The sequence below is a fragment of the Pseudomonas furukawaii genome (assembly GCF_002355475.1).
Lineage (GTDB): Bacteria > Pseudomonadota > Gammaproteobacteria > Pseudomonadales > Pseudomonadaceae > Metapseudomonas > Metapseudomonas furukawaii.
Map to the genome: position 1 here is coordinate 1,495,409 of NZ_AP014862.1, position 19,425 is coordinate 1,514,833.

15 protein-coding genes and 4 tRNA genes are annotated in these 19,425 nt (G+C 63.4%); 16 read left to right on the plus strand and 3 right to left on the minus strand.

Going from position 1 to position 19,425, the window contains the following annotated elements; translation table 11 throughout:
• Positions 1–4: 4 nt before the first annotated feature.
• The 9 genes from KF707C_RS06930 (at position 5) to KF707C_RS06970 (ending at position 7,469) form a co-directional block, all read left to right on the plus strand.
• Positions 5–292: a hypothetical protein gene (locus tag KF707C_RS06930; protein ID WP_003455161.1), complete on the plus strand. Its 288-nt coding sequence runs from the start codon at positions 5–7 to the stop codon at positions 290–292.
• A 9-nt stretch (positions 293–301) separates the two neighbouring features.
• The gene (gene astE, locus KF707C_RS06935; protein ID WP_003455160.1) at positions 302–1,300 is read left to right on the plus strand and encodes a succinylglutamate desuccinylase; all 999 of its coding nucleotides are present in this window, start codon (positions 302–304) and stop codon (positions 1,298–1,300) included.
• An 81-nt stretch (positions 1,301–1,381) separates the two neighbouring features.
• Positions 1,382–2,386, plus strand: a complete 1,005-nt coding sequence (ltaE, locus tag KF707C_RS06940) for a low-specificity L-threonine aldolase (RefSeq protein ID WP_003455159.1) — start codon at positions 1,382–1,384, stop codon at positions 2,384–2,386.
• Positions 2,387–2,650: 264 nt separating this feature from the next.
• A complete protein-coding gene (gene alaS, locus KF707C_RS06945; RefSeq protein WP_003455158.1) occupies positions 2,651–5,275 on the plus strand; it encodes an alanine--tRNA ligase in 2,625 nt (874 codons plus the stop codon).
• Positions 5,276–5,375: 100 nt separating this feature from the next.
• The gene (locus tag KF707C_RS06950) at positions 5,376–6,611 is read left to right on the plus strand and encodes an aspartate kinase (protein ID WP_003455157.1); all 1,236 of its coding nucleotides are present in this window, start codon (positions 5,376–5,378) and stop codon (positions 6,609–6,611) included.
• A gap of 187 nt (positions 6,612–6,798) precedes the next feature.
• A complete protein-coding gene (csrA, locus tag KF707C_RS06955; RefSeq protein ID WP_003283978.1) occupies positions 6,799–6,984 on the plus strand; it encodes a carbon storage regulator CsrA in 186 nt (61 codons plus the stop codon).
• Between the two features lie 61 nt (positions 6,985–7,045).
• Positions 7,046–7,136: transfer RNA gene (locus tag KF707C_RS06960), tRNA-Ser, on the plus strand.
• A 107-nt stretch (positions 7,137–7,243) separates the two neighbouring features.
• Positions 7,244–7,320 (plus strand) — tRNA-Arg (locus tag KF707C_RS06965).
• A gap of 72 nt (positions 7,321–7,392) precedes the next feature.
• Positions 7,393–7,469 (plus strand) — tRNA-Arg (locus KF707C_RS06970).
• A gap of 46 nt (positions 7,470–7,515) precedes the next feature.
• Here the strand turns inward: KF707C_RS06970 and KF707C_RS06975 are convergent.
• Positions 7,516–8,019, minus strand: coding sequence for a DUF4124 domain-containing protein (locus KF707C_RS06975; protein ID WP_003455156.1), 504 nt, complete (start codon positions 8,017–8,019; stop codon positions 7,516–7,518).
• Positions 8,020–8,336: 317 nt separating this feature from the next.
• On the opposite strand from KF707C_RS06975, the gene mgtE reads away from it, so the two are divergent.
• The gene (mgtE, locus tag KF707C_RS06980) at positions 8,337–9,779 is read left to right on the plus strand and encodes a magnesium transporter (RefSeq protein WP_003455148.1); all 1,443 of its coding nucleotides are present in this window, start codon (positions 8,337–8,339) and stop codon (positions 9,777–9,779) included.
• A gap of 100 nt (positions 9,780–9,879) precedes the next feature.
• Here mgtE and KF707C_RS06985 read toward each other — a convergent pair whose 3' ends face one another.
• Positions 9,880–10,206 carry an Arc family DNA-binding protein gene (locus KF707C_RS06985; protein WP_036993700.1) on the minus strand — a complete coding sequence of 109 codons (327 nt, stop codon included), beginning with the start codon at positions 10,204–10,206 and terminating at the stop codon, positions 9,880–9,882.
• Positions 10,207–10,657: 451 nt separating this feature from the next.
• On the opposite strand from KF707C_RS06985, the gene phnN reads away from it, so the two are divergent.
• The gene (gene phnN / locus KF707C_RS06990) at positions 10,658–11,242 is read left to right on the plus strand and encodes a phosphonate metabolism protein/1,5-bisphosphokinase (PRPP-forming) PhnN (protein WP_003455142.1); all 585 of its coding nucleotides are present in this window, start codon (positions 10,658–10,660) and stop codon (positions 11,240–11,242) included.
• A 3-nt stretch (positions 11,243–11,245) separates the two neighbouring features.
• Here phnN and KF707C_RS06995 read toward each other — a convergent pair whose 3' ends face one another.
• A complete protein-coding gene (locus KF707C_RS06995; protein ID WP_003455141.1) occupies positions 11,246–11,713 on the minus strand; it encodes an Lrp/AsnC family transcriptional regulator in 468 nt (155 codons plus the stop codon).
• 199 nt (positions 11,714–11,912) lie between these two features.
• On the opposite strand from KF707C_RS06995, the gene KF707C_RS07000 reads away from it, so the two are divergent.
• From KF707C_RS07000 to KF707C_RS28985, 5 genes are all read left to right on the plus strand, one after another.
• Positions 11,913–15,380: an indolepyruvate ferredoxin oxidoreductase family protein gene (locus KF707C_RS07000; protein ID WP_003455140.1), complete on the plus strand. Its 3,468-nt coding sequence runs from the start codon at positions 11,913–11,915 to the stop codon at positions 15,378–15,380.
• 110 nt (positions 15,381–15,490) lie between these two features.
• Positions 15,491–16,546, plus strand: coding sequence for a Glu/Leu/Phe/Val dehydrogenase dimerization domain-containing protein (locus tag KF707C_RS07005; RefSeq protein WP_003455139.1), 1,056 nt, complete (start codon positions 15,491–15,493; stop codon positions 16,544–16,546).
• 80 nt (positions 16,547–16,626) lie between these two features.
• On the plus strand, positions 16,627–18,024 hold the full coding sequence (locus KF707C_RS07010) for a sodium-dependent transporter (protein WP_003455138.1): 1,398 nt from the start codon (positions 16,627–16,629) through the stop codon (positions 18,022–18,024).
• Positions 18,025–18,312: 288 nt separating this feature from the next.
• A tRNA-Arg gene (locus KF707C_RS07015) sits at positions 18,313–18,387 on the plus strand.
• A 343-nt stretch (positions 18,388–18,730) separates the two neighbouring features.
• The gene (locus KF707C_RS28985) at positions 18,731–19,378 is read left to right on the plus strand and encodes a Cap15 family cyclic dinucleotide receptor domain-containing protein (protein WP_131679697.1); all 648 of its coding nucleotides are present in this window, start codon (positions 18,731–18,733) and stop codon (positions 19,376–19,378) included.
• The last annotated feature ends 47 nt before the right edge of the window (positions 19,379–19,425 follow it).

Genomic DNA, 19,425 nt, shown 5'->3' on the forward strand with positions numbered 1-19,425 from the left:
CTACATGTCCGACGCCCTGCAACTCATCCTCGAAGATACCGACGGCACCCAGCTCGAAACCTCCTGCACCCGGTTCGCCGTCGTCTGGCAGGGCAAGGAAGTCTGGATCCAGCAGGCCGGCAACGGCCAACTGCTGATCGGCGTGGACGTGGAGGAAGGCGATACCGAGTACGCCAACCTGCTGCTGCGCCCCCTGGCCACCAACCTGGTCAGCCTGCAGCTGGAAATGGAACCCGCCGACCTGGACGACGAAGACCACGTACACGGCCCGGATTGCGACCACGACCATTGAGGTATCAGGATGCTCGCCCTCGGAAAACTGCTTGAACTGACCCTCGCCGGCCGTGAGCCGACCGAGAAGATCCAGCTGACCTCCGGGGGCGTGCGCCTGCACTGGCTCGGTGAGGGTGCCCTCGACGTGACGCCGCCCGCCGCCGAAGACAGCGGCCTCGACCTGCTGCTGTCGGCAGGCGTCCACGGCAACGAAACGGCCCCCATCGAGCTGCTGGACCGCCTGATCCAGGGCATCGCCCGGGGCCACCTCAAGCCCCGGGCGCGTATTCTCTTCCTGTTCGGCAACCCCGAGGCCATTCGCCGGGGCGAGCGTTTTGTCGAGCAGGACATCAACCGCCTGTTCAGCGGACGCCATGCCGAGTCCAGCGGATTCGAAGCGATGCGCGCCGCCGAGCTGGAGCGCTACGCCGCCGCCTTCTTCAGCAAGCCCGGGCGTTCGCGGCTGCACTACGACCTGCACACCGCCATCCGCGCATCGAAAATCGAGCAGTTCGCCCTCTATCCCTACGTGGAGGGGCGCGAGCATTCCCGCCGCGAGCTGGCGCGCTTGAGCCAGGCCGGCATCGATGCCGTTCTCTTGCAGAACAAGACCGGCATCACCTTCAGCTCCTTCACCTACGCCCAGCTCGAGGCGGAGGCCTTCACCCTGGAGCTGGGCAAGGCGCGTCCGTTCGGCAGCAACCAGGAGGTCAACCTGGAGCGCCTGGAGGCCAGCCTGCACGCGCTCATCGAAGGGCGCGAGCCGAGTGCGGACGGCCACGACCTGAACGGACTGCAGCTGTTCTCGGTCTCCCGCGAGATCATCAAGCACAGCGAGTCCTTTCAGCTGCACCTGGCGGCGGATGTCGAGAACTTCAGCGAACTGCCCGTGGGCTACCTGCTGGCCGAGGACATCGCCGGCACCCGCTGGGTGGTGGAGGAGCAGGGCGCCCGGATCATCTTCCCCAACCCCAAGGTCAGGAACGGCCTGCGGGCGGGGATTCTGATCGTGCCCGCCGACGTCTGAGGATTCGATCGGAACTGTGCCTGTACCCATCCGGTCCAGGGTCTTAGGATCGCCTGTCCCAGCCCATCCAAGGAGCCCGGCATGAGCCTGATCGACCTGCGCAGCGACACCGTCACCCAGCCCACCACCGGCATGCGCGAGGCCATGCAACGGGCCGAGCTGGGCGACGATGTCTATGGCGAGGACCCCACCGTCAATCGCCTGGAGGCGACCCTGGCCGAGCGCCTGGGCTTCGAGGCGGCGTTGTTCGTGCCCACCGGCACCATGAGCAATCTGCTGGCCCTGATGGCCCACTGCGAGCGCGGTGACGAGTACATCGTCGGCCAGCAGGCGCATACCTATAAGTACGAGGGGGGCGGCGCCGCGGTGCTCGGTTCCATCCAGCCCCAGCCCATCGAGGGCGAGGCGGACGGCAGCCTGGACCTGGCCAGGGTGGAGGCGGCGATCAAGCAGGACGATTTCCATTTCGCCCGGACCCGCCTGCTGGCCCTGGAAAACACCATGCAGGGCAAGGTGCTGCCACTGGGCTACCTCGCTGCTGCGCGGGAACTCACCCGTCGTCGTGGCCTGGGTCTGCACCTGGATGGCGCGCGTCTCTTCAACGCTTCCGTGAAGCTGGGTGTGGAGGCCCGGGAGATCACCCGACATTTCGACTCCGTCTCGGTCTGCCTGTCCAAGGGACTGGGCGCCCCGGTGGGCTCGGTACTCTGCGGCAGCGCGACGCTCATCGCCCGTGCCCGACGCCTGCGCAAGATGGTGGGCGGCGGCATGCGCCAGGCCGGCCTGCTGGCGGCGGCCGGGCTCTACGCGCTGGATCACCAGGTGGAGCGCCTGGCCGAGGACCACGCCCATGCGGAGCGCCTGGGGGCCGGGTTGCGGGAGCTGGGTTATGCCATCGAGCCGGTGCAGACCAACATGGTCTACGTCCAGATGGACGGCCAGGCGCGGGACCTGGCGGATTTCCTCGCCGCCCGGGGCATACGTGTGAGCCCCGCACCGCGCCTGCGGCTGGTCACCCACCTGGACGTGCGGGCGGAAGCGATTCCCCGGGTGATCGAAGCCTTTGCCGCTTTCCGGCAGGGCTGAATCGCCCGCAGGCGGAAATAGCCTGCGTCTATCGCACAAAGACACTATCCCGCTGGCGCAGGGCCGATATAATGCGGCCCTTTGCCGGTGATCCGTCTGCCTGTCGACAGACAGCGTCGAGTGTCGCGCGCAACGTCGGGATTGGTCGGAAATCCCGTGGTTCTTCCGGAGATCCTGCAGGTTTCCAGCCACTTTCCGCTTGCCGTCCTTCGCCGATAACGATTTGCACCCGCCTTCGTGGCGCAGTTTTCCGTGGATGAACCTATGAAAAGCGCAGAAATCCGTGAAGCCTTCCTGAGCTTCTTCGAAGAGAAGGGGCATACCCGTGTCGCTTCCAGCTCCCTGATTCCGGGCAACGACCCGACCCTGCTGTTCACCAACGCGGGGATGAACCAGTTCAAGGACTGCTTCCTTGGCCTGGAAAAGCGCGCCTACACCCGCGCCACCACCAGCCAGAAGTGCGTGCGCGCCGGCGGCAAGCACAACGATCTGGAGAACGTGGGCTACACCGCTCGCCACCACACCTTCTTCGAAATGCTGGGCAACTTCAGCTTCGGCGACTATTTCAAGCGCGATGCCATCCACTACGCCTGGGAATTCCTGACAGGCGACAAATGGCTGAAACTGCCGAAGGAAAAACTCTGGGTCACCGTCTACGCGAGCGATGACGAGGCCTACGACATCTGGACCAAGGAAGTCGGCGTGCCGGAAGCGCGCATGGTGCGTATCGGCGACAACAAGGGGGCTCCCTATGCCTCCGACAACTTCTGGGCCATGGGCGACACCGGTCCCTGCGGTCCCTGCACCGAGATCTTCTTCGACCACGGCCCGGACATCTGGGGCGGCCCGCCCGGATCCCCGGAAGAGGACGGCGACCGCTACATCGAGATCTGGAACAACGTCTTCATGCAGTTCAACCGCACCGCCGACGGCGTGATGCATCCGCTGCCGGCGCCGAGCGTGGATACCGGCATGGGCCTGGAGCGGATCAGCGCCGTGCTGCAGCATGTGCACTCGAACTACGAGATCGACCTCTTCCAGAACCTGCTCAAGGCCGCCGCCGAGGCCATCGGGTGCGCCAATGACGACGCCCCTTCGCTGAAGGTGGTGGCGGATCACATCCGCTCCTGCTCCTTCCTCATCGCCGATGGCGTGCTGCCGTCCAACGAAGGCCGTGGCTATGTGCTGCGCCGCATTGTCCGTCGCGCCTGCCGCCACGGTAACAAGCTGGGCGCCAAGGGCACCTTCTTCCACAAGATCGTCGCCGCCCTGGTGGCCGAGATGGGCGTGGCCTATCCGGAGCTCAAACAGCAGCAGGCCCATATCGAGCGCGTGCTGAAGACCGAGGAAGAGCAGTTCGCCAAGACCCTGGAGCAGGGCCTGAAGATCCTCGAGCAGGACCTGGCGTCCCTCGAAGGCCGGGTCATCCCGGGCGACATCGTCTTCAAGCTCTACGACACCTACGGCTTCCCGGTGGACCTGACCGCCGACATCGCCCGTGAGCGCGAGCTGACCGTGGATGAGGAAGGCTTCGAGCGTGAGATGGAGGCCCAGCGCGAGCGCGCCCGTGCTTCCAGCGCCTTCGGCATGGACTACAACGCCCTGGTCAAGGTGGATGCCGACACCGATTTCACCGGCTACGTCTGCACCTCCGGTGAGGGCAAGGTGATCGCCCTGTTCAAGGACGGCCAGGCCGTCGAGCAACTGGGCGAAGGCGAGGAGGGCGTGCTGGTCCTCGATCGAACTCCCTTCTATGCCGAGTCCGGCGGCCAGATCGGCGACTGCGGTTTCATCGCCGCCCAGGGCCTGCGTTTCGACGTGCGAGACACCACCAAGGCCGGTGGCGCCTTCCTGCACCACGGTGTGGTCGACCATGGCAGCCTGCGTATCGGCGCCAGTGTCACCGCCCAGGTCGACGCTTCCGTGCGCCAGGCCACCGCGCTGAACCATTCCGCCACCCACCTGCTGCACGCCGCCCTGCGCCGCGTGCTGGGCGATCACGTGCAGCAGAAGGGCTCCCTGGTGGACAGCCAGCGCCTGCGCTTCGACTTCAGCCACTTCGAGGCCATCAAGCCCGAGCAACTGAAAGCCCTGGAAGACATCGTCAACACCGAGATCCGCAAGAACAGCGAAGTCGAGACCGAAGAGACCGACATCGAGACCGCCAAGGCCAAGGGTGCCACGGCGCTGTTCGGCGAGAAGTACGGCGAACAGGTGCGCGTCCTCAGCATGGGCGGTGACTTCTCCGTCGAACTCTGCGGCGGTACCCACGTATCCCGTACCGGCGATATCGGCCTGTTCAAGATCACCAGCGAGGGCGGCGTGGCCTCCGGCGTCCGCCGTATCGAGGCGGTGACCGGTGCGGCGGCCCTGGCCTACCTGAACGGCGCCGAGGAACAACTGAAGGAAGCGGCCGTGCTGGTCAAGGGCAGCCGCGACAACCTGCTGGACAAGCTCTCCGCGCTGCTGGAGCGCAACCGCCAGCTGGAGAAGGAAGTCGACCAGCTCAAGGCCAAGGCGGCCAGCGCCGCCGGTGATGACCTGGCGGCGTCCGCCACCGACGTGAAAGGCGTCAAGGTCCTGGCGGCGCGCCTGGACGGCCTCGACGGCGACGCCCTGCTGGCGCTGGTGGACCAATTGAAGAACAAGCTCGGCCGCGCGGTGATCCTGCTCGGCAGTGCGCTGGAGGGCAAGGTGACACTGGTCGCCGGCGTCACCCAGGACCTGACCGGTCAACTCAAGGCCGGCGATCTGATGAAGCAGGCCGCGGCGGCGGTCGGTGGCAAGGGCGGTGGTCGCCCTGACATGGCCCGTGGCGGTGGTACCGACGCCGCGGCCCTGGAGCAGGCCCTGGCGCTTGCCGTACCGTTCGTCGAGCAGGGCCTCTAAGGCCCGACGCCAAAGGCTCGCCCCACGCCCGGCGGGCCTTGGCAGTGCTCTGCGTTGATTGTTTAATGGGCGCCCTTCACGGGATTAGGCGGCTTTTGAAATGGCTTTGATCGTACAGAAGTTTGGGGGGACCTCGGTCGGCACTGTCGAGCGCATCGAGCAGGTGGCCGAGAAGGTGAAGAAATTCCGCGAAGGCGGTGATGACATCGTGGTCGTGGTTTCCGCCATGAGCGGCGAGACCAACCGCCTGATCGATCTGGCCAAACAGGTCAGCGAGCAGCCGGTACCGCGCGAACTCGACGTCATGGTGTCCACCGGCGAGCAGGTGACCATCGCCCTGCTGGCGATGGCCCTGATCAAGCGTGGCGTCCCGGCCGTTTCCTATACCGGTAACCAGGTGCGCATCCTCACCGACAGCGCCCACAACAAGGCCCGCATCCTGCAGATCGACGACCAGAAGATCCGTGGCGACCTCAAGGCCGGTCGTGTCGTCGTGGTGGCGGGCTTCCAGGGTGTGGATGAGCACGGCAACATCACTACCCTGGGGCGTGGCGGTTCCGACACCACCGGCGTGGCCCTGGCCGCGGCCCTGAAGGCCGACGAGTGCCAGATCTACACCGATGTAGATGGCGTCTACACCACCGATCCGCGCGTGGTGCCCCAGGCGCAGCGCCTCGACAAGATCACCTTCGAGGAGATGCTGGAAATGGCCAGCCTCGGCTCCAAGGTGCTGCAGATCCGCTCGGTGGAATTCGCCGGCAAGTACAATGTCCCGCTGCGCGTGCTGCACAGCTTCCAGGAGGGTCCGGGCACCCTCATTACCCTTGATGAAGAGGAATCCATGGAACAGCCGATCATCTCCGGCATCGCCTTCAATCGCGACGAGGCCAAGCTGACCATCCGTGGCGTGCCGGACATTCCCGGCGTGGCCTTCAAGATCCTGGGCCCGATCAGTTCCGCCAATATCGAAGTGGACATGATCGTGCAGAACGTGGCGCACGATAACACCACCGATTTCACCTTCACCGTGCACCGCAATGATTACCAGAACGCCCAGCGCGTCCTGGAGCAGACCGCTCGCGAACTCGGCGCCCGTGAAGTCATCGGCGACACCAAGATCGCCAAGGTTTCCATCGTCGGTGTCGGCATGCGTTCCCATGCGGGCGTTGCCAGCCGCATGTTCGAGGCCCTGGCCAAGGAGACCATCAACATCCAGATGATCTCCACCTCCGAGATCAAGGTCTCGGTGGTCATCGAGGAGAAGTACCTCGAGTTGGCGGTCCGTGCCCTGCACACTGCCTTCGAGTTGGACGCCCCGTCTCGACAGGGCGAGTAAGGCTTTATGCAAAAGGCGCGGCTCACCCCGCGCCTTTTGTCGTTTTTGGTCGCCACGGTGGAACTTTCCTTTTGCCGGGGCTGGTCAATACTTGGGTGTAAGCTCCGATGGCTCGATATGAGCCGGGGCTGTAACCATTTCTTTTTTGCAGACTGTTGTCCCGAAACGAATCCGTAAGGAGAAAGGAATGCTGATTCTGACTCGCCGGGTCGGAGAGACCCTGATGGTGGGTGACGATGTCACTGTCACCGTGCTTGGCGTGAAAGGTAATCAGGTGCGCATCGGCGTGAACGCCCCGAAGGAGGTCGCCGTGCACCGTGAGGAAATCTACCAGCGCATACAGAAAGAGAAGGACCAGGAACCAAGCCACTAATTTTTCTGCATTTTTTGCTTTGCAAACGGGGAAAACATGGATATCATGCGCCCCGTGTTGCGGAGAGGTGGCCGAGTGGCCGAAGGCGCTCCCCTGCTAAGGGAGTACACCTCAAAAGGGTGTCGGGGGTTCGAATCCCCCCTTCTCCGCCATTATCAAGCGTTATAGAGATGTCCTCGGTTAGTTCGATAAGTTGTTGAAAAGTATCGAAAAAACAGTTGACGAAGTTTCAAGGATCTCTATAATGCGCGCCCTACACGCACTCATAGCTCAGCTGGATAGAGTACCCGGCTACGAACCGGGCGGTCGGAGGTTCGAATCCTCCTGAGTGCGCCATCTTCCAGGTAGAACGGGTCTTCCGGATATCTGAAGGAACCAGAGGTGGTCTGGTCTAAAAACACCAACCATGCACTCATAGCTCAGCTGGATAGAGTACCCGGCTACGAACCGGGCGGTCGGAGGTTCGAATCCTCCTGAGTGCGCCATATCGAAAAGGGCCTGCAGAAATGCAGGCCCTTTTTCTTTGTGCGTTCAATGACGACCCTTCACGCAACCGTCCTCGTCGAAGCTCACCAGCTGGCTGGCGCCCTTCTTGGGTTTGTAGTGGTAGTTCACCTGGCCATTGCGACCGCTGATACGGTCCGGCTTGCCGAGGGCGCTTTCCACATCCGTCCGGGTCATGCCTTGGCGAACCTGCTTGCGGATGATGGCCTGGCGCCGTTCGCGTGGGGAAATCAGTCCCCCACATATGATCTCCCGCTCGCCTACTACGACCACGTCCCGCGATGGTTCGGGTGATTCCCAGTCCATGATCGGAAAACGCTCGTCGCTGACTTCCCGCTGGAGCGGTTCGCTCGACACCAGGTTGGGTGTCCGGGTCTGCTGCTCTTCCCCTTGGGAGTCGGCAGGACAGCCATGCTGGTTGAAGCTCAGATGGCCATCTTCCGCGATGCAGCGATAGACCGAGGCCGCTTGGGGCGGAGGTCCTGGCCAGCAGGGGAGGGTGGCGAGGGCGAGGATCGAGAGTCGTTTCATGAGGCCTTCTCCTTGGCACTGACTCTCGAGGGTATCCGGAGCAATCGAGTCCCTTCAGGTGTCCTACAGTCACATTAAGGCGTCGCAGCAGCGTGTAAGGAATCTCAGCTTTGCGATGCAAGCGATTGTTCTTTCCATGAATTTGTAACGCTTGGGCCGGTGGGCGGTGGTATGATTGCGCGGTCAGCCCCGCCGGGGCTTTCGGACAACCGTCATGGAATTACCCAGTAGTTACTCAGAATCCCGATTGCACAATCGCGAAATGACTGTCTGACCTCCATTCGGCGCGCCCCGCCGCTGGGGGTGGAGCGTGCTATATGACTGAAGTAGAAGCCAAGAAGCCGCAAGAGAGCCTTCAGGATCGCCTGGCCCAGGTGATCGAGCTCCTGCATCGGCACAAGCTGGTGGAAGACCTGACCCACCGTCAGGAAGGCCAGCACCAGCAACTCGTAGAAAACCTCGTTCACCGGCAGAATCTTGCCGAGCTGCAGCGCAAGCTGGACGAGTTGCACCCCGCCGATATCGCCCACATCCTCGAAGCCCTTCCGCTGGACGATCGCCTGACCGTCTGGCAGCTGGTGAAGGCCGAGCGTGACGGCGACATTCTCCTCGAAGTGTCCGATGCCGTCCGCGAATCCCTGATCGCCGACATGGACGATCACGAGCTGCTCGCCGCCGCCAAGGAGATGGATGCGGACGAGCTGGCAGACCTCGCACCCGAGCTGCCGAGGGATGTGATCCATGAGTTGATGGAGTCGCTGGATGCGCAGCAGCGCGAGCGCGTTCGCTCCGTGCTGTCCTACGAGGAGGACCAGGTTGGCGCCCTGATGGACTTCGAGATGGTCACCATCCGGGACGATGTGACCCTCGAGGTGGTGCTGCGCTATCTGCGTCGCCTCAAGGAACTGCCGGGCCACACCGACAAGCTCTTCGTGGTGGACTACGACGGCATCCTCAAGGGCGTGCTGCCCATCAAGCGTCTGCTGGTCAACGACCCGGACAAGCAGGTGGCCGAGGTGATGGCCACCGATCCCGTCAGCTTTCACCCGGATGAGGACGCCTATGACGCGGCCCAGGCGTTCGAGCGCTATGACCTGGTGTCGTCGCCGGTGGTGGACAAGAACGGCAAGCTGATCGGCCGTCTGACCATCGATGAAATGGTCGACCTGATCCGTGAGGAGAGCGAGAACGAAGTTCTCAACATGGCCGGTCTGCGGGAAGAGGAAGACATCTTCGCCTCGGTCTGGAAGTCCGTTGGCAACCGCTGGGCCTGGCTGGCCACCAACCTGGTGACCGCCTTCATCGCCTCCCGGGTGATCGGCGTTTTCGAAGGGTCGATCGAGAAGCTGGTGGCCCTGGCCGCCCTCATGCCGATCGTCGCGGGGATTGGTGGGAATTCGGGCAACCAGACCATCACCATGATCGTCCGCGCCATGGCGCTCGACCAACTGGGAGTGGGCAACACCACGCGACTGCTGCGCAAGGAGCTCGGCGTGGCGTTGATCAACGGCCTGGTCTGGGGTGGGGTGATCGGCGCCGTGGCCTATTACCTCTACGACAGCTGGTCACTGGGCCTGGTGATGACCGGTGCCATGACCCTCAACCTGCTGCTGGCGGCGCTGATGGGGGTGCTGATCCCCATGACCCTGGCGCGAATGGGGCGGGATCCGGCCATGGGGTCCAGCGTGATGATCACCGCCGTGACCGACAGTGGCGGCTTCTTCATCTTCCTGGGGCTGGCTACGCTGTTCCTGCTCTGAGTTTGGATCCTGTGACAAAGCCGCCCCTTGGGCGGCTTTGTCATTCCTGCGGGCATGAAAAAACCGGCGACTGCCGGTTTCTTCATTCGAGGCGAGCGGGTCAGGATTCTTCGGCCGCCAGCTCGGCATCGTGGGCGATCAGTGCCACCAGCGCGTTCTGCTGGCGGCGGGACAACTGGCGGAAGCGCTGCAGCAGTTCGCGTTCATGCAGGGAGAGTTCCGGGCTGTCCAGACGCATGGAAATGCCTTCATCCAGCGCGCCCTCCTGGAGCATGCTCTGCTCAAGCCGGGCGATGATCTCTGAGTTCATGCTGCGATGGTGGTTGCGAGCCACTACAGCGATACGTTCGCGCATGCCCTCGGGGAGGCGAACGACAAATTTGTCAGCCGTGCGACTGGAGTAGATAGCCTGTTTCATAGGGCGCATACATTCAACCGGTTAGTTCAGGAAAGCGATGCTGGCAATGAGCTGCAAGATTGTCACCGGTTTGACTGTGCTTGGCAGCAATTTGTTCAACCCGCACCACGATTCGAAACGGTATGACCCTCGGGTCAGTAAAACGGTTCCTTGACGTCAATTTGGTGTCACATTGTGATCATTGTAGCGGCGTCTTGCCAGCACCAATTATCCGAATTGGGACTGACTGATCACTTGGGTAAATTCCTGCAGAACTGTAGGAACTCACGCTGTCGCCTGAATATCCGTCGGCGTCCGAAATACCGGCACGATGATGCTGTCTAGCCATCATCTTCATGGTAGCCGCTGTTGTCTGACCGCGCGTGGCGCAAAAGAATCCCTTTTCGCTGTCACCAATCCCGTTCAGACTTTCTCACCGGTACCGCCATTTCCCTTCACACCGCTCCCATCAGGTACAGAGATGAAAGGCAGGCTGATTTATCTCATAGGCCCTTCCGGCTCAGGCAAGGACAGCTTGCTCGATGCCGTGCGCGAGACCGCCGCTGAACATGGTTGCCGTGTGGCACGTCGGGTCATCACCCGTTCCGCCGAGGCTCGGGGTGAAGCCGCCGAGTCCATCAGCGCCGACGAGTTCGCCCGGCGCGAAGCCCAGGGCGACTTCGCCATGAGCTGGTACGCCAACGGTCTGTCCTATGGCATCCCCCGGCAGGTCGACGACTGGCTGGCGGCCGGTGACGATGTCCTGGTCAACGGATCCCGTGGCTACCTGCCGGAAGCCCGGCGACGCTATCCGCACCTGCTCGCCGTTCTGCTGAGTGTGGATGACGCGGTGCTTCGTCATCGCCTGCACGCCCGGGGCCGTGAGTCGGCGGAGGAAATCGAGGCCCGTCTGGCGCGCAACGCCGGATTCGCCGACACCCTGCTGGCCGGTGAGAACGACGACCTCTGTCATCTGGACAACTCCGGTTCCCTCTCCGAGACCTGCCAGCGGCTGCTGCGGCTCATCGAGGAACACCGTCCCCACCCCCTGCCGGACTCCGCCTGAGCCTCAGTCCAGCGGCAGTTCCGTGGTGCGCTTGACTTCGCTCATGGCGATGTTCGAGTGCGCCTCCTGCACATGGGGCCGCTGCAGCAGGTGGTCCCGCAGGAAGCGTTCGTAGCCGGCGATGTCCTTGGCCACCACCTTCAGCAGGTAATCCGAGCCGCCGGCCATGGTGTAGCACTCCAGCACCTCGGGATAACCGACGATGGCCTCCTCGAACTCCGTGAGGTTGTTGCGGCCGTGGGCGGACAGCTTCACGTTGACGAATACCGTCATGGAGAAGCCCAGCTTGCGCGGGTTGAGCAGTGCCACCTTGCGTTCGATCAGCCCCTCTTCCTGCATCCGGTGGATGCGCCGCCAGCAGGGTGACTGGGAGAGCTCCACCTTTTCCGCCACCTCGGCGGCGGACAGGTCGGCATCGTGTTGCAGCAGGCGGAGGATCTTCCGATCGATGGGGCTTAGTGGGGTCTGCATGATTCAGTCCGAAATCTTGTTCTTGTTGGAAGGATCATGCGCAAGTCTGGCGCCAGAGCCCAAAAATAGAAAGAAAAAATCAGTACTGATCAGTCATCTTCTTGGCATGCGTCCACGCGGTGATCCCGCGCCGGACTGAACAACAGATGGCAGCTACCATTGCCATCGAGGTCGCCATAAAAACAAAAGGAGCGCCCGCATGTCTCTGGCCGAGATCCGCCTGGATGACAAATACCGCCTCGAAACCGGTCACCTCTATCTGACCGGCACCCAGGCCCTGACCCGCCTGCCGATGCTGCAGAAGCAGCGGGACAAGGCCCACGGCCTGAACACCGCCTGCTTCATCTCCGGCTATCGGGGTTCGCCCCTCGGCAACCTCGACAAGAGCCTCTGGGAAGCCAAGACCTTCCTCAAGGACAACCACATCCACTTCCAGCCCGGCGTCAACGAAGAACTGGCCGCCACCGCTGTCTGGGGCAGCCAGCAGACCAGCCTGTTTCCCGGTGCCCGCTACGATGGCGTGTTCTCCATGTGGTACGGCAAGGGTCCTGGCGTGGACCGCTGCGGCGACGTCTTCAAACACGGCAACTCCGCCGGCGTCTCCCCCCATGGCGGCGTCCTGCTGCTGGCGGGTGACGACCACGGCTGCAAATCCTCCAGCATCGCCAACCAGAGCGAGCATGCCTTCATCGCCGCCTCCATCCCGGTGCTGAACCCCGCCAACGTCCAGGAAATCCTCGACTACGGCATCATCGGTTGGGAACTCTCCCGCTACAGCGGTTGCTGGGTGGCCCTGAAGACCATCGCCGAGAACGTCGACTCCTCCGCCGTGGTGGACGTGGACCCGCTGCGGGTCGAGGTGAAGATCCCCGAGGACTTCGTCCTGCCCGAAGACGGCGTGCACATCCGCTGGCCGGACCCGCCCCTGGCGCAGGAAAAGCGCCTGAACATGTACAAGATCTACGCCGCCCGCGCCTTCGCCCTGGCCAACAACCTCAACCAGGTCAAGCTCGACTCGCCCAACCCGCGCCTCGGCATCATCACCACCGGCAAGTCCTACCTGGACGTGCGCCAGGCCCTCAACGACCTGGGCATGGATGATGAACTCTGCGCCAAGGTCGGCCTGCGGGTGCTCAAGGTCGGCATGAGCTGGCCCCTGGAGCCCGTTTCCGTCCACGAATTCGCCCAGGGCCTGGACGAGATCCTCGTGGTGGAAGAGAAGCGCAGCATCATCGAGGACCAGCTCACCGGCCAGCTCTACAACTGGCCTGTGGACAAGCGCCCGCGCGTCGTCGGCGAATTCGACGAGCAGGGCAACTCCCTGCTGCCCAACCTCAGCGAACTGACCCCGGCGATGATCGCCCGCGTCATCGCCAAGCGCCTCGCGCCCATCTATACCAGCGAGCAGATCGAATCGCGCCTGGCCTTCCTCGCCGCCAAGGAAAAGGCCCTCGCCGCGCCCAAGCACACCACCGTGCGCACCCCGCACTTCTGCTCCGGCTGCCCGCACAACACCTCCACCAAGCTGCCCGAAGGCAGCCGCGCCCAGGGCGGCATCGGTTGCCACTACATGACCCAGTGGATGGACCGCAACACCGATACCTTCACCCAAATGGGCGGGGAGGGCGCCACCTGGATCGGCCAGGCCCCCTTCACCGACACCCCGCACATCTTCCAGAACCTGGGTGACGGCACCTACTTCCACTCCGGCCAGCTGGCCCTGCGCGCCGCCGTCGCCGCCGGCGTCAACATCACCTACAAGATCCTCTACAACGACGCCGTGGCCATGACCGGTGGCCAGCCCATCGATGGCGAACTGCGTGTCGACCAGCTCAGTCACCAGGTCTATGCCGAAGGCGTCAAGCGCATCGCCCTGGTCACCGACGAGCCGGAGAAGTACCCCACCCGCGCCACCTTCGCCCCCATCGTGACCTTCCACCACCGTCGCGAGCTGGACGCCGTGCAGCGCGAACTGCGCGAGTTCAAGGGCGTCTCGGTCATCATCTACGACCAGACCTGCGCCACCGAGAAGCGCCGCCGCCGCAAGCGCGGCAAGCTGGTCGACCCGGCCAAGCGCGCCTTCATCAACCCCGCGGTGTGCGAAGGCTGTGGCGATTGCAGCGTCAAATCCAACTGCCTTTCCGTGCTGCCCCTGGAAACCGAACTGGGCCGCAAGCGGCAGATCGACCAGAACGCCTGCAACAAGGACTTCTCCTGCGTCGAAGGCTTCTGCCCGAGCTTCGTCACCGTCCACGGCGGCAGCCTGCGCAAACCCGAGGCCGCCGGCGCCAAGGCGCTCTTCGTGGCCCTGCCGGAGCCCCGCCAGCCGAGCCTGGCGCGTCCCTGGAACATCCTCCTGCCCGGCGTCGGCGGCAGCGGCGTTACCACCGTCGGCGCCCTGCTGGGCATGGCCGCCCACATCGAAGGCAAGGGCTGCACCGTGCTCGACCAGGCAGGTCTGGCGCAGAAGTTCGGCCCGGTCGTCACCCACATCCGCATTGCCGCCAGGCAGGATGACATCTACGCCGTGCGCATCGCCGCCGGTGAGACCGACCTGCTGCTGGGTTGCGACCTGGTGGTTTCCGCCAGCGAGGAGGCGCTCGCCAAGCTCAACGACCGCATCGCCCACGCCGTGGTCAACAGCCATGAAGCCGCCACTGCCGAGTTCACCCGCAACCCCGACGCCCAGGTGCCCGGCGCCGCCATGCGCGAGGCCCTGCTGGAAGCGGTGGGCGAGGCGAAGACCCACTTCGTCGATGCCACCCGCCTGGCCACCCGCCTGCTGGGCGACAGCATCGCCACCAACCTGTTCATGCTCGGCTACGCCTACCAGAAGGGCCTGGTGCCCATCTCCGCCGAAGCCATCGACAAGGCCATCGAACTCAACGGCGTCGCCGTCGCCCTCAACCAGCAGGCCTTCCTCTGGGGCCGCCGCGCCGCCCACGACCTGGCCGCGGTCGAAAAGCTCGCGCGCCCGGCGGAGATCGAAGCGCCGCGCTGCGAAACCCTGGAAGAGATCGTCCAGTACCGCGCCGAGCACCTGCGCGCCTACCAGGACGCCGCCTACGCCGAGCGCTACCGCGCCCTGGTGGAGCGCGTACGCCAGGCTGACAGCGGCGAAGACAAGGCCCTGACCCGCGCGGTGGCCCGTTACTACGCCAAGCTCCTGGCCTACAAGGACGAGTACGAGGTCGCCCGGCTCTACAGCGACGCCAGCTTCCGCAAGCAGCTGGACGCGCAGTTCGAGGGCGACTTCACCCTCGAATTCCACCTCGCCCCGTCCTGGCTGGCCAAGCCCGATGCCGCCACCGGCGAGCCGCGCAAGCGCCGCTTCGGCCCCTGGATGCTCAAGGCCTTCGACGTCCTCGCCCGCTTCCGCTTCCTGCGCGGCAGCGCCCTCGACCCCTTCGGCTACAGCCACGAGCGCAAGCTCGAGCGCCAGTTGATCGAGGAGTACGAGGCCCAGGTGGAGCTGATCATCAAGGAGCTGCGCCCCGGCAACTACGCCGCCGCCGTGGCCCTGGCCGAGCTGCCCGAACAGATCCGTGGCTACGGCCCGGTGAAGGAGCGCGCCCTGGCCAAGGTCCGCCAGCAGGAGCAGCAACTGCGCGCCCGCCTCACCGCCAGCGAGATCCAGGTCCTGCACCTGTTCGACCCGGCCGCCTGACCCCAGAAGCCCCTCTCCCGGACTTCCCCTCTTCTCCCGCGTGTGGGAGAGGGGCGGGGGAGAGGGTCATCTCGACTCGAAATACGCCAACCCCGAATCAGAGGTACTCCATGTCCGTCTTCACCCACGTCGAGTTCGATCACCACGAGCAGGTCGTCTACGGCCACGACAAGGCCAGCGGCCTCAAGGCCATCATCGCCATCCACAACAGCAACCTGGGCCCGGCCCTCGGCGGCTGCCGCATGTGGCCCTACCTGAACGACGAGCAGGCCCTGCGCGACGTGCTGCGCCTGTCCCGTGGCATGACCTACAAGTCCGCCCTGGCCAACCTGCCCCTGGGCGGCGGCAAGGCGGTGATCATCGGCGATCCCCACCGGGACAAGAGCGAAGCGCTGTTCCAGGCCATGGGCGATTTCGTCGACAGCCTCGGCGGGCGCTACATCACCGCCGCCGACTCCGGCACCGGCGTCACCGAGATGCGCATCATGGCCGAGCGCAGCCGCCACGTGGCCGGCGCCGGCACCCGCGAGGCCCTGGACGGCAGCGTGCGTGACGGCAACCCTTCGCCGTCCACTGCCTACGGCACCTTCGTCGGAATCCGCGTGGCGGTGAAGCACCGCCTGGGGCGCGACGATCTCAGTGGCCTCAAGGTGGCCATCCAGGGGGTCGGCGAGGTGGGCTTCTGCCTGGCGCGTCACCTCAAGGACGCCGGCGCCCAGCTCTGGGTCAGCGACATCCATGAAGCCAACGTGCGCCGCGCGGTCGAGCAACTGGGCGCGACCGCCGTCGGCGCCAATGACATCTACGGCCTCGACGTCGACGTCTTCGCCCCCTGCGCCATGGGCGGCATCATCAACCCGCAGACCCTCGAAGCCCTGCGCGCGCCCATCATCGCCGGTGCCGCCAACAACCAGCTGGCGGATGCCGTTCTCGCCGAGGAACTGCGCCGTCGCGGCACCCTCTACGCGCCGGACTACGCCATCAACGCCGGCGGCATCATCGACGTCTGGTACGAGCGCAGCGGCGGCAGCGAAGCCGAACTGCGTCAGCACGTGGAAGGCATCGGCGAGACGCTGCGGGAAATCTTCGTCCGCGCCGACGCCGAGGGCCGCACCACCACCGCCGTGGCCGACCGCATCGCCGAGGAGCGTTACGGCCGCGCCTGACCGCAGTTCCCGGTGGGCCTGCCGCGAATAGCCGGCGGGTCCGCCCGTACCTCACTACAACAACAAGACGGTATGCCCCCATGACCCAAGAAAGCCTCGTATCCGGCCTGGCCGGTGATGCCTCTCGACCCAATGCAGCCCGTGGACAATGGTCGTCGCGCTGGGCGTTCTTCCTCGCCGCCACCGGCTCCGCCGTGGGGCTGGGGAACATCTGGAAGTTTCCCTACATCACCGGCGAGAACGGTGGTGGCGCCTTCGTCCTCGTCTACCTGGGTTGCATCCTGCTGATCGGCATCCCCCTGCTGATGCTGGAAGTGATGCTGGGCCGACGTGCCCGCGCCAACCCGGAGCAGGCCATGAACCTGGCGGCCCTGGACGCCGCTGCCGGGCGGCACTGGCGACGCCTGGGCAGCATGGCGGTGCTCACCGGCTTCCTCATCCTCAGCTTCTACACCCTGGTGGCGGGCTGGGCCGTGGCCTATATCCCGGACGCCCTGGCCGGGCGATTCGCCGGTCTCGACGGCAAGGCGAGCGAGGCCTTGTTCAGCGGCCTGCTGGCCAATCCGCTCAAGCTCCTGGCCTATGGCACCGGCGTGCTCCTCGCCACCCTCCTGATCGTCGCCCTGGGGGTGCAGAAAGGCCTGGAACGCTCCCTGCGGTTCCTCATGCCGGGGTTGTTCCTGCTCCTGCTGGTGCTGGTCGGCTACGCCACCACCACCGGGCACTTTGGCGCCGCCGTCCACTTCCTCTTCGATTTCGACTTCAGCAAGCTCACCGGCCAGAGCGTGCTCATCGCCCTGGGCCATTCCTTCTTCACCCTCAGCCTCGCGAGCGGCGCGATGATGGTCTACGGCTCCTACCTGCCCGCCGGAACCTCCATCGCCCGCACCTCGATTATGGTGGCCATCGCCGACACCAGCGTGGCCCTGCTGGCGGGGCTGGCGATCTTCCCGCTGGTATTCGCCAACGGGCTGGAGCCCGGCTCCGGGCCCGGTCTGATCTTCGTCACCCTGCCCATCGCCTTCGGCCAGATGCCCCTGGGCAGCCTGGTGGGCGGGCTGTTCTTCGTGATGCTGGCCATCGCCGCCCTGACCTCCGCCATCTCCCTCAGCGAACCCACCATCGCCTGGCTCACCGAGCGCTTCGGCATGGGGCGGATCAAGGCGGTCCTGGTGAGCGGCCTGGGCCTCTGGGTGCTGGGACTGGGCTCGGTGTTCTCCTTCAACCACTGGGCGGAGTACAGCCTGTTCGGCAAGACCTTCTTCGACGCCCTGGACTACCTCACCGCCAACCTGCTGATGCCCATCGGCGGCCTGCTCACCGTAGTGTTCTGCGGCTGGGTCCTGGGCAAGGCCAGGGTGGAGGAGGGCGTGGGCATCGCCAGCCCGGCGTTGTTCCGTCTCTGGTGGCAGGTGCTGCGCTACGTCACGCCGCTCTGCATCCTCGTGGTCTTCCTCCACAGCCTGGGTGTGTTCTGAGTCCGTCGGGATGGCATGACAAACGCCGCGAACGTCGCTAACATGCCGCCCGTCCTCACGACCTCGCCGCCCGGCGAGGTCGCCGCGTCCCAGTAGCTCAATTGGATAGAGCATCCCCCTCCTAAGGGGAAGGTTGGTGGTTCTTATCTGGGGGAGGATGCAGTCTCCTGTTGAGATTTGCAGTCCTTCCGCTTTGAGGTTGGGATCCGAATGGTGGGATGCACTGGGCGCGGGGAAAGGTGTAGCCTTTCCTAAGTGCTTGGTATTACGTAAGATATAGCGCTCGATGTCCTCTTAGTTTAATGGATAGAACAAGCCCCTCCTAAGGGCTAGATGCTGGTTCGACTCCAGCAGGGGACGCCACACATCCTTCCTCACGCACCACATCCCTCGGTACCTTCAAGTCACAAGGACTAGGTCTTCGCATCCATTTGCATCCAAGTGGAATGGCGAACTGGTGATCTACCGTGTGGTTTTCGATGTATCGATCTAGAAAACCGAAAATTGCCATGATCCTGCTCAGTCACTCGTGAGGGTCGAAAAGTTGCATTGCCGTCAATATTAAGGGTTGCAACCAACTGAGCTTTGCGCAGCGCTTTGCTCAGTCGATAGATCTCATTTTTTTGCTGCAAAAGGTGATCACCTTCAGCTCTCCAGGTTTTTCTGTTATAAATTTTGTTGGCTTTGACTATCGAAGGGGCTGGGGATGTATCAGTCTGTTAGGCTTTTTAGCCTGTTTACGGCGTTTGGGGTCGTCGCTTTCATAATTTTTATTATTATGCTTTTGAATTTTAAAGATAACTTCACTATTTTTGAGTTTATTAAGCTGTGCTTGTCTTCTATTTCTGGTGCAGGCTTATTTTTTTTGCTAGTTGGTCAAACTCCGTTGTTCCCCTTGCTGTGTAGGCTTCCCATCGTGCGGAAGGTGTTCCCCCCTATAGATGGCAAGTGGACTGCGGTTCTTGAGTCTAATTGGGATAAGATCAGAGAGATGAAGGGAATTCCAGAAGGGGTGGGGAATTCTCGTGTAGAAGGTGAAGTGAGGATTGTTTCTCGCCTTCTATTTGTTCGTATTAATTTCAAATCTACAACAAAATACTCAAGATCGAAAACTGTTTGTGTCAGTGTTAGCAGGGATGAACAGGACTCAACTGTTCAATTGAACTACATCTATGAGAATGATACTGACGATCCTGAGTCCACGGACAGTTCAAGGCACAATGGTGCGGGTCGGGTAACGATTTCTGATGACCCTGGTGGAGTGACTATGGAAGGTACCTACTGGACAGATCGGAAATGGAATGAGGGGATGAATACCGCAGGAAAGGTATCTTTTTTTCGTAAGAAGCCTTGAAAGCCCAGAGGTCAACCCAACTACTGTCAGCGACGTCAGAGGATTTC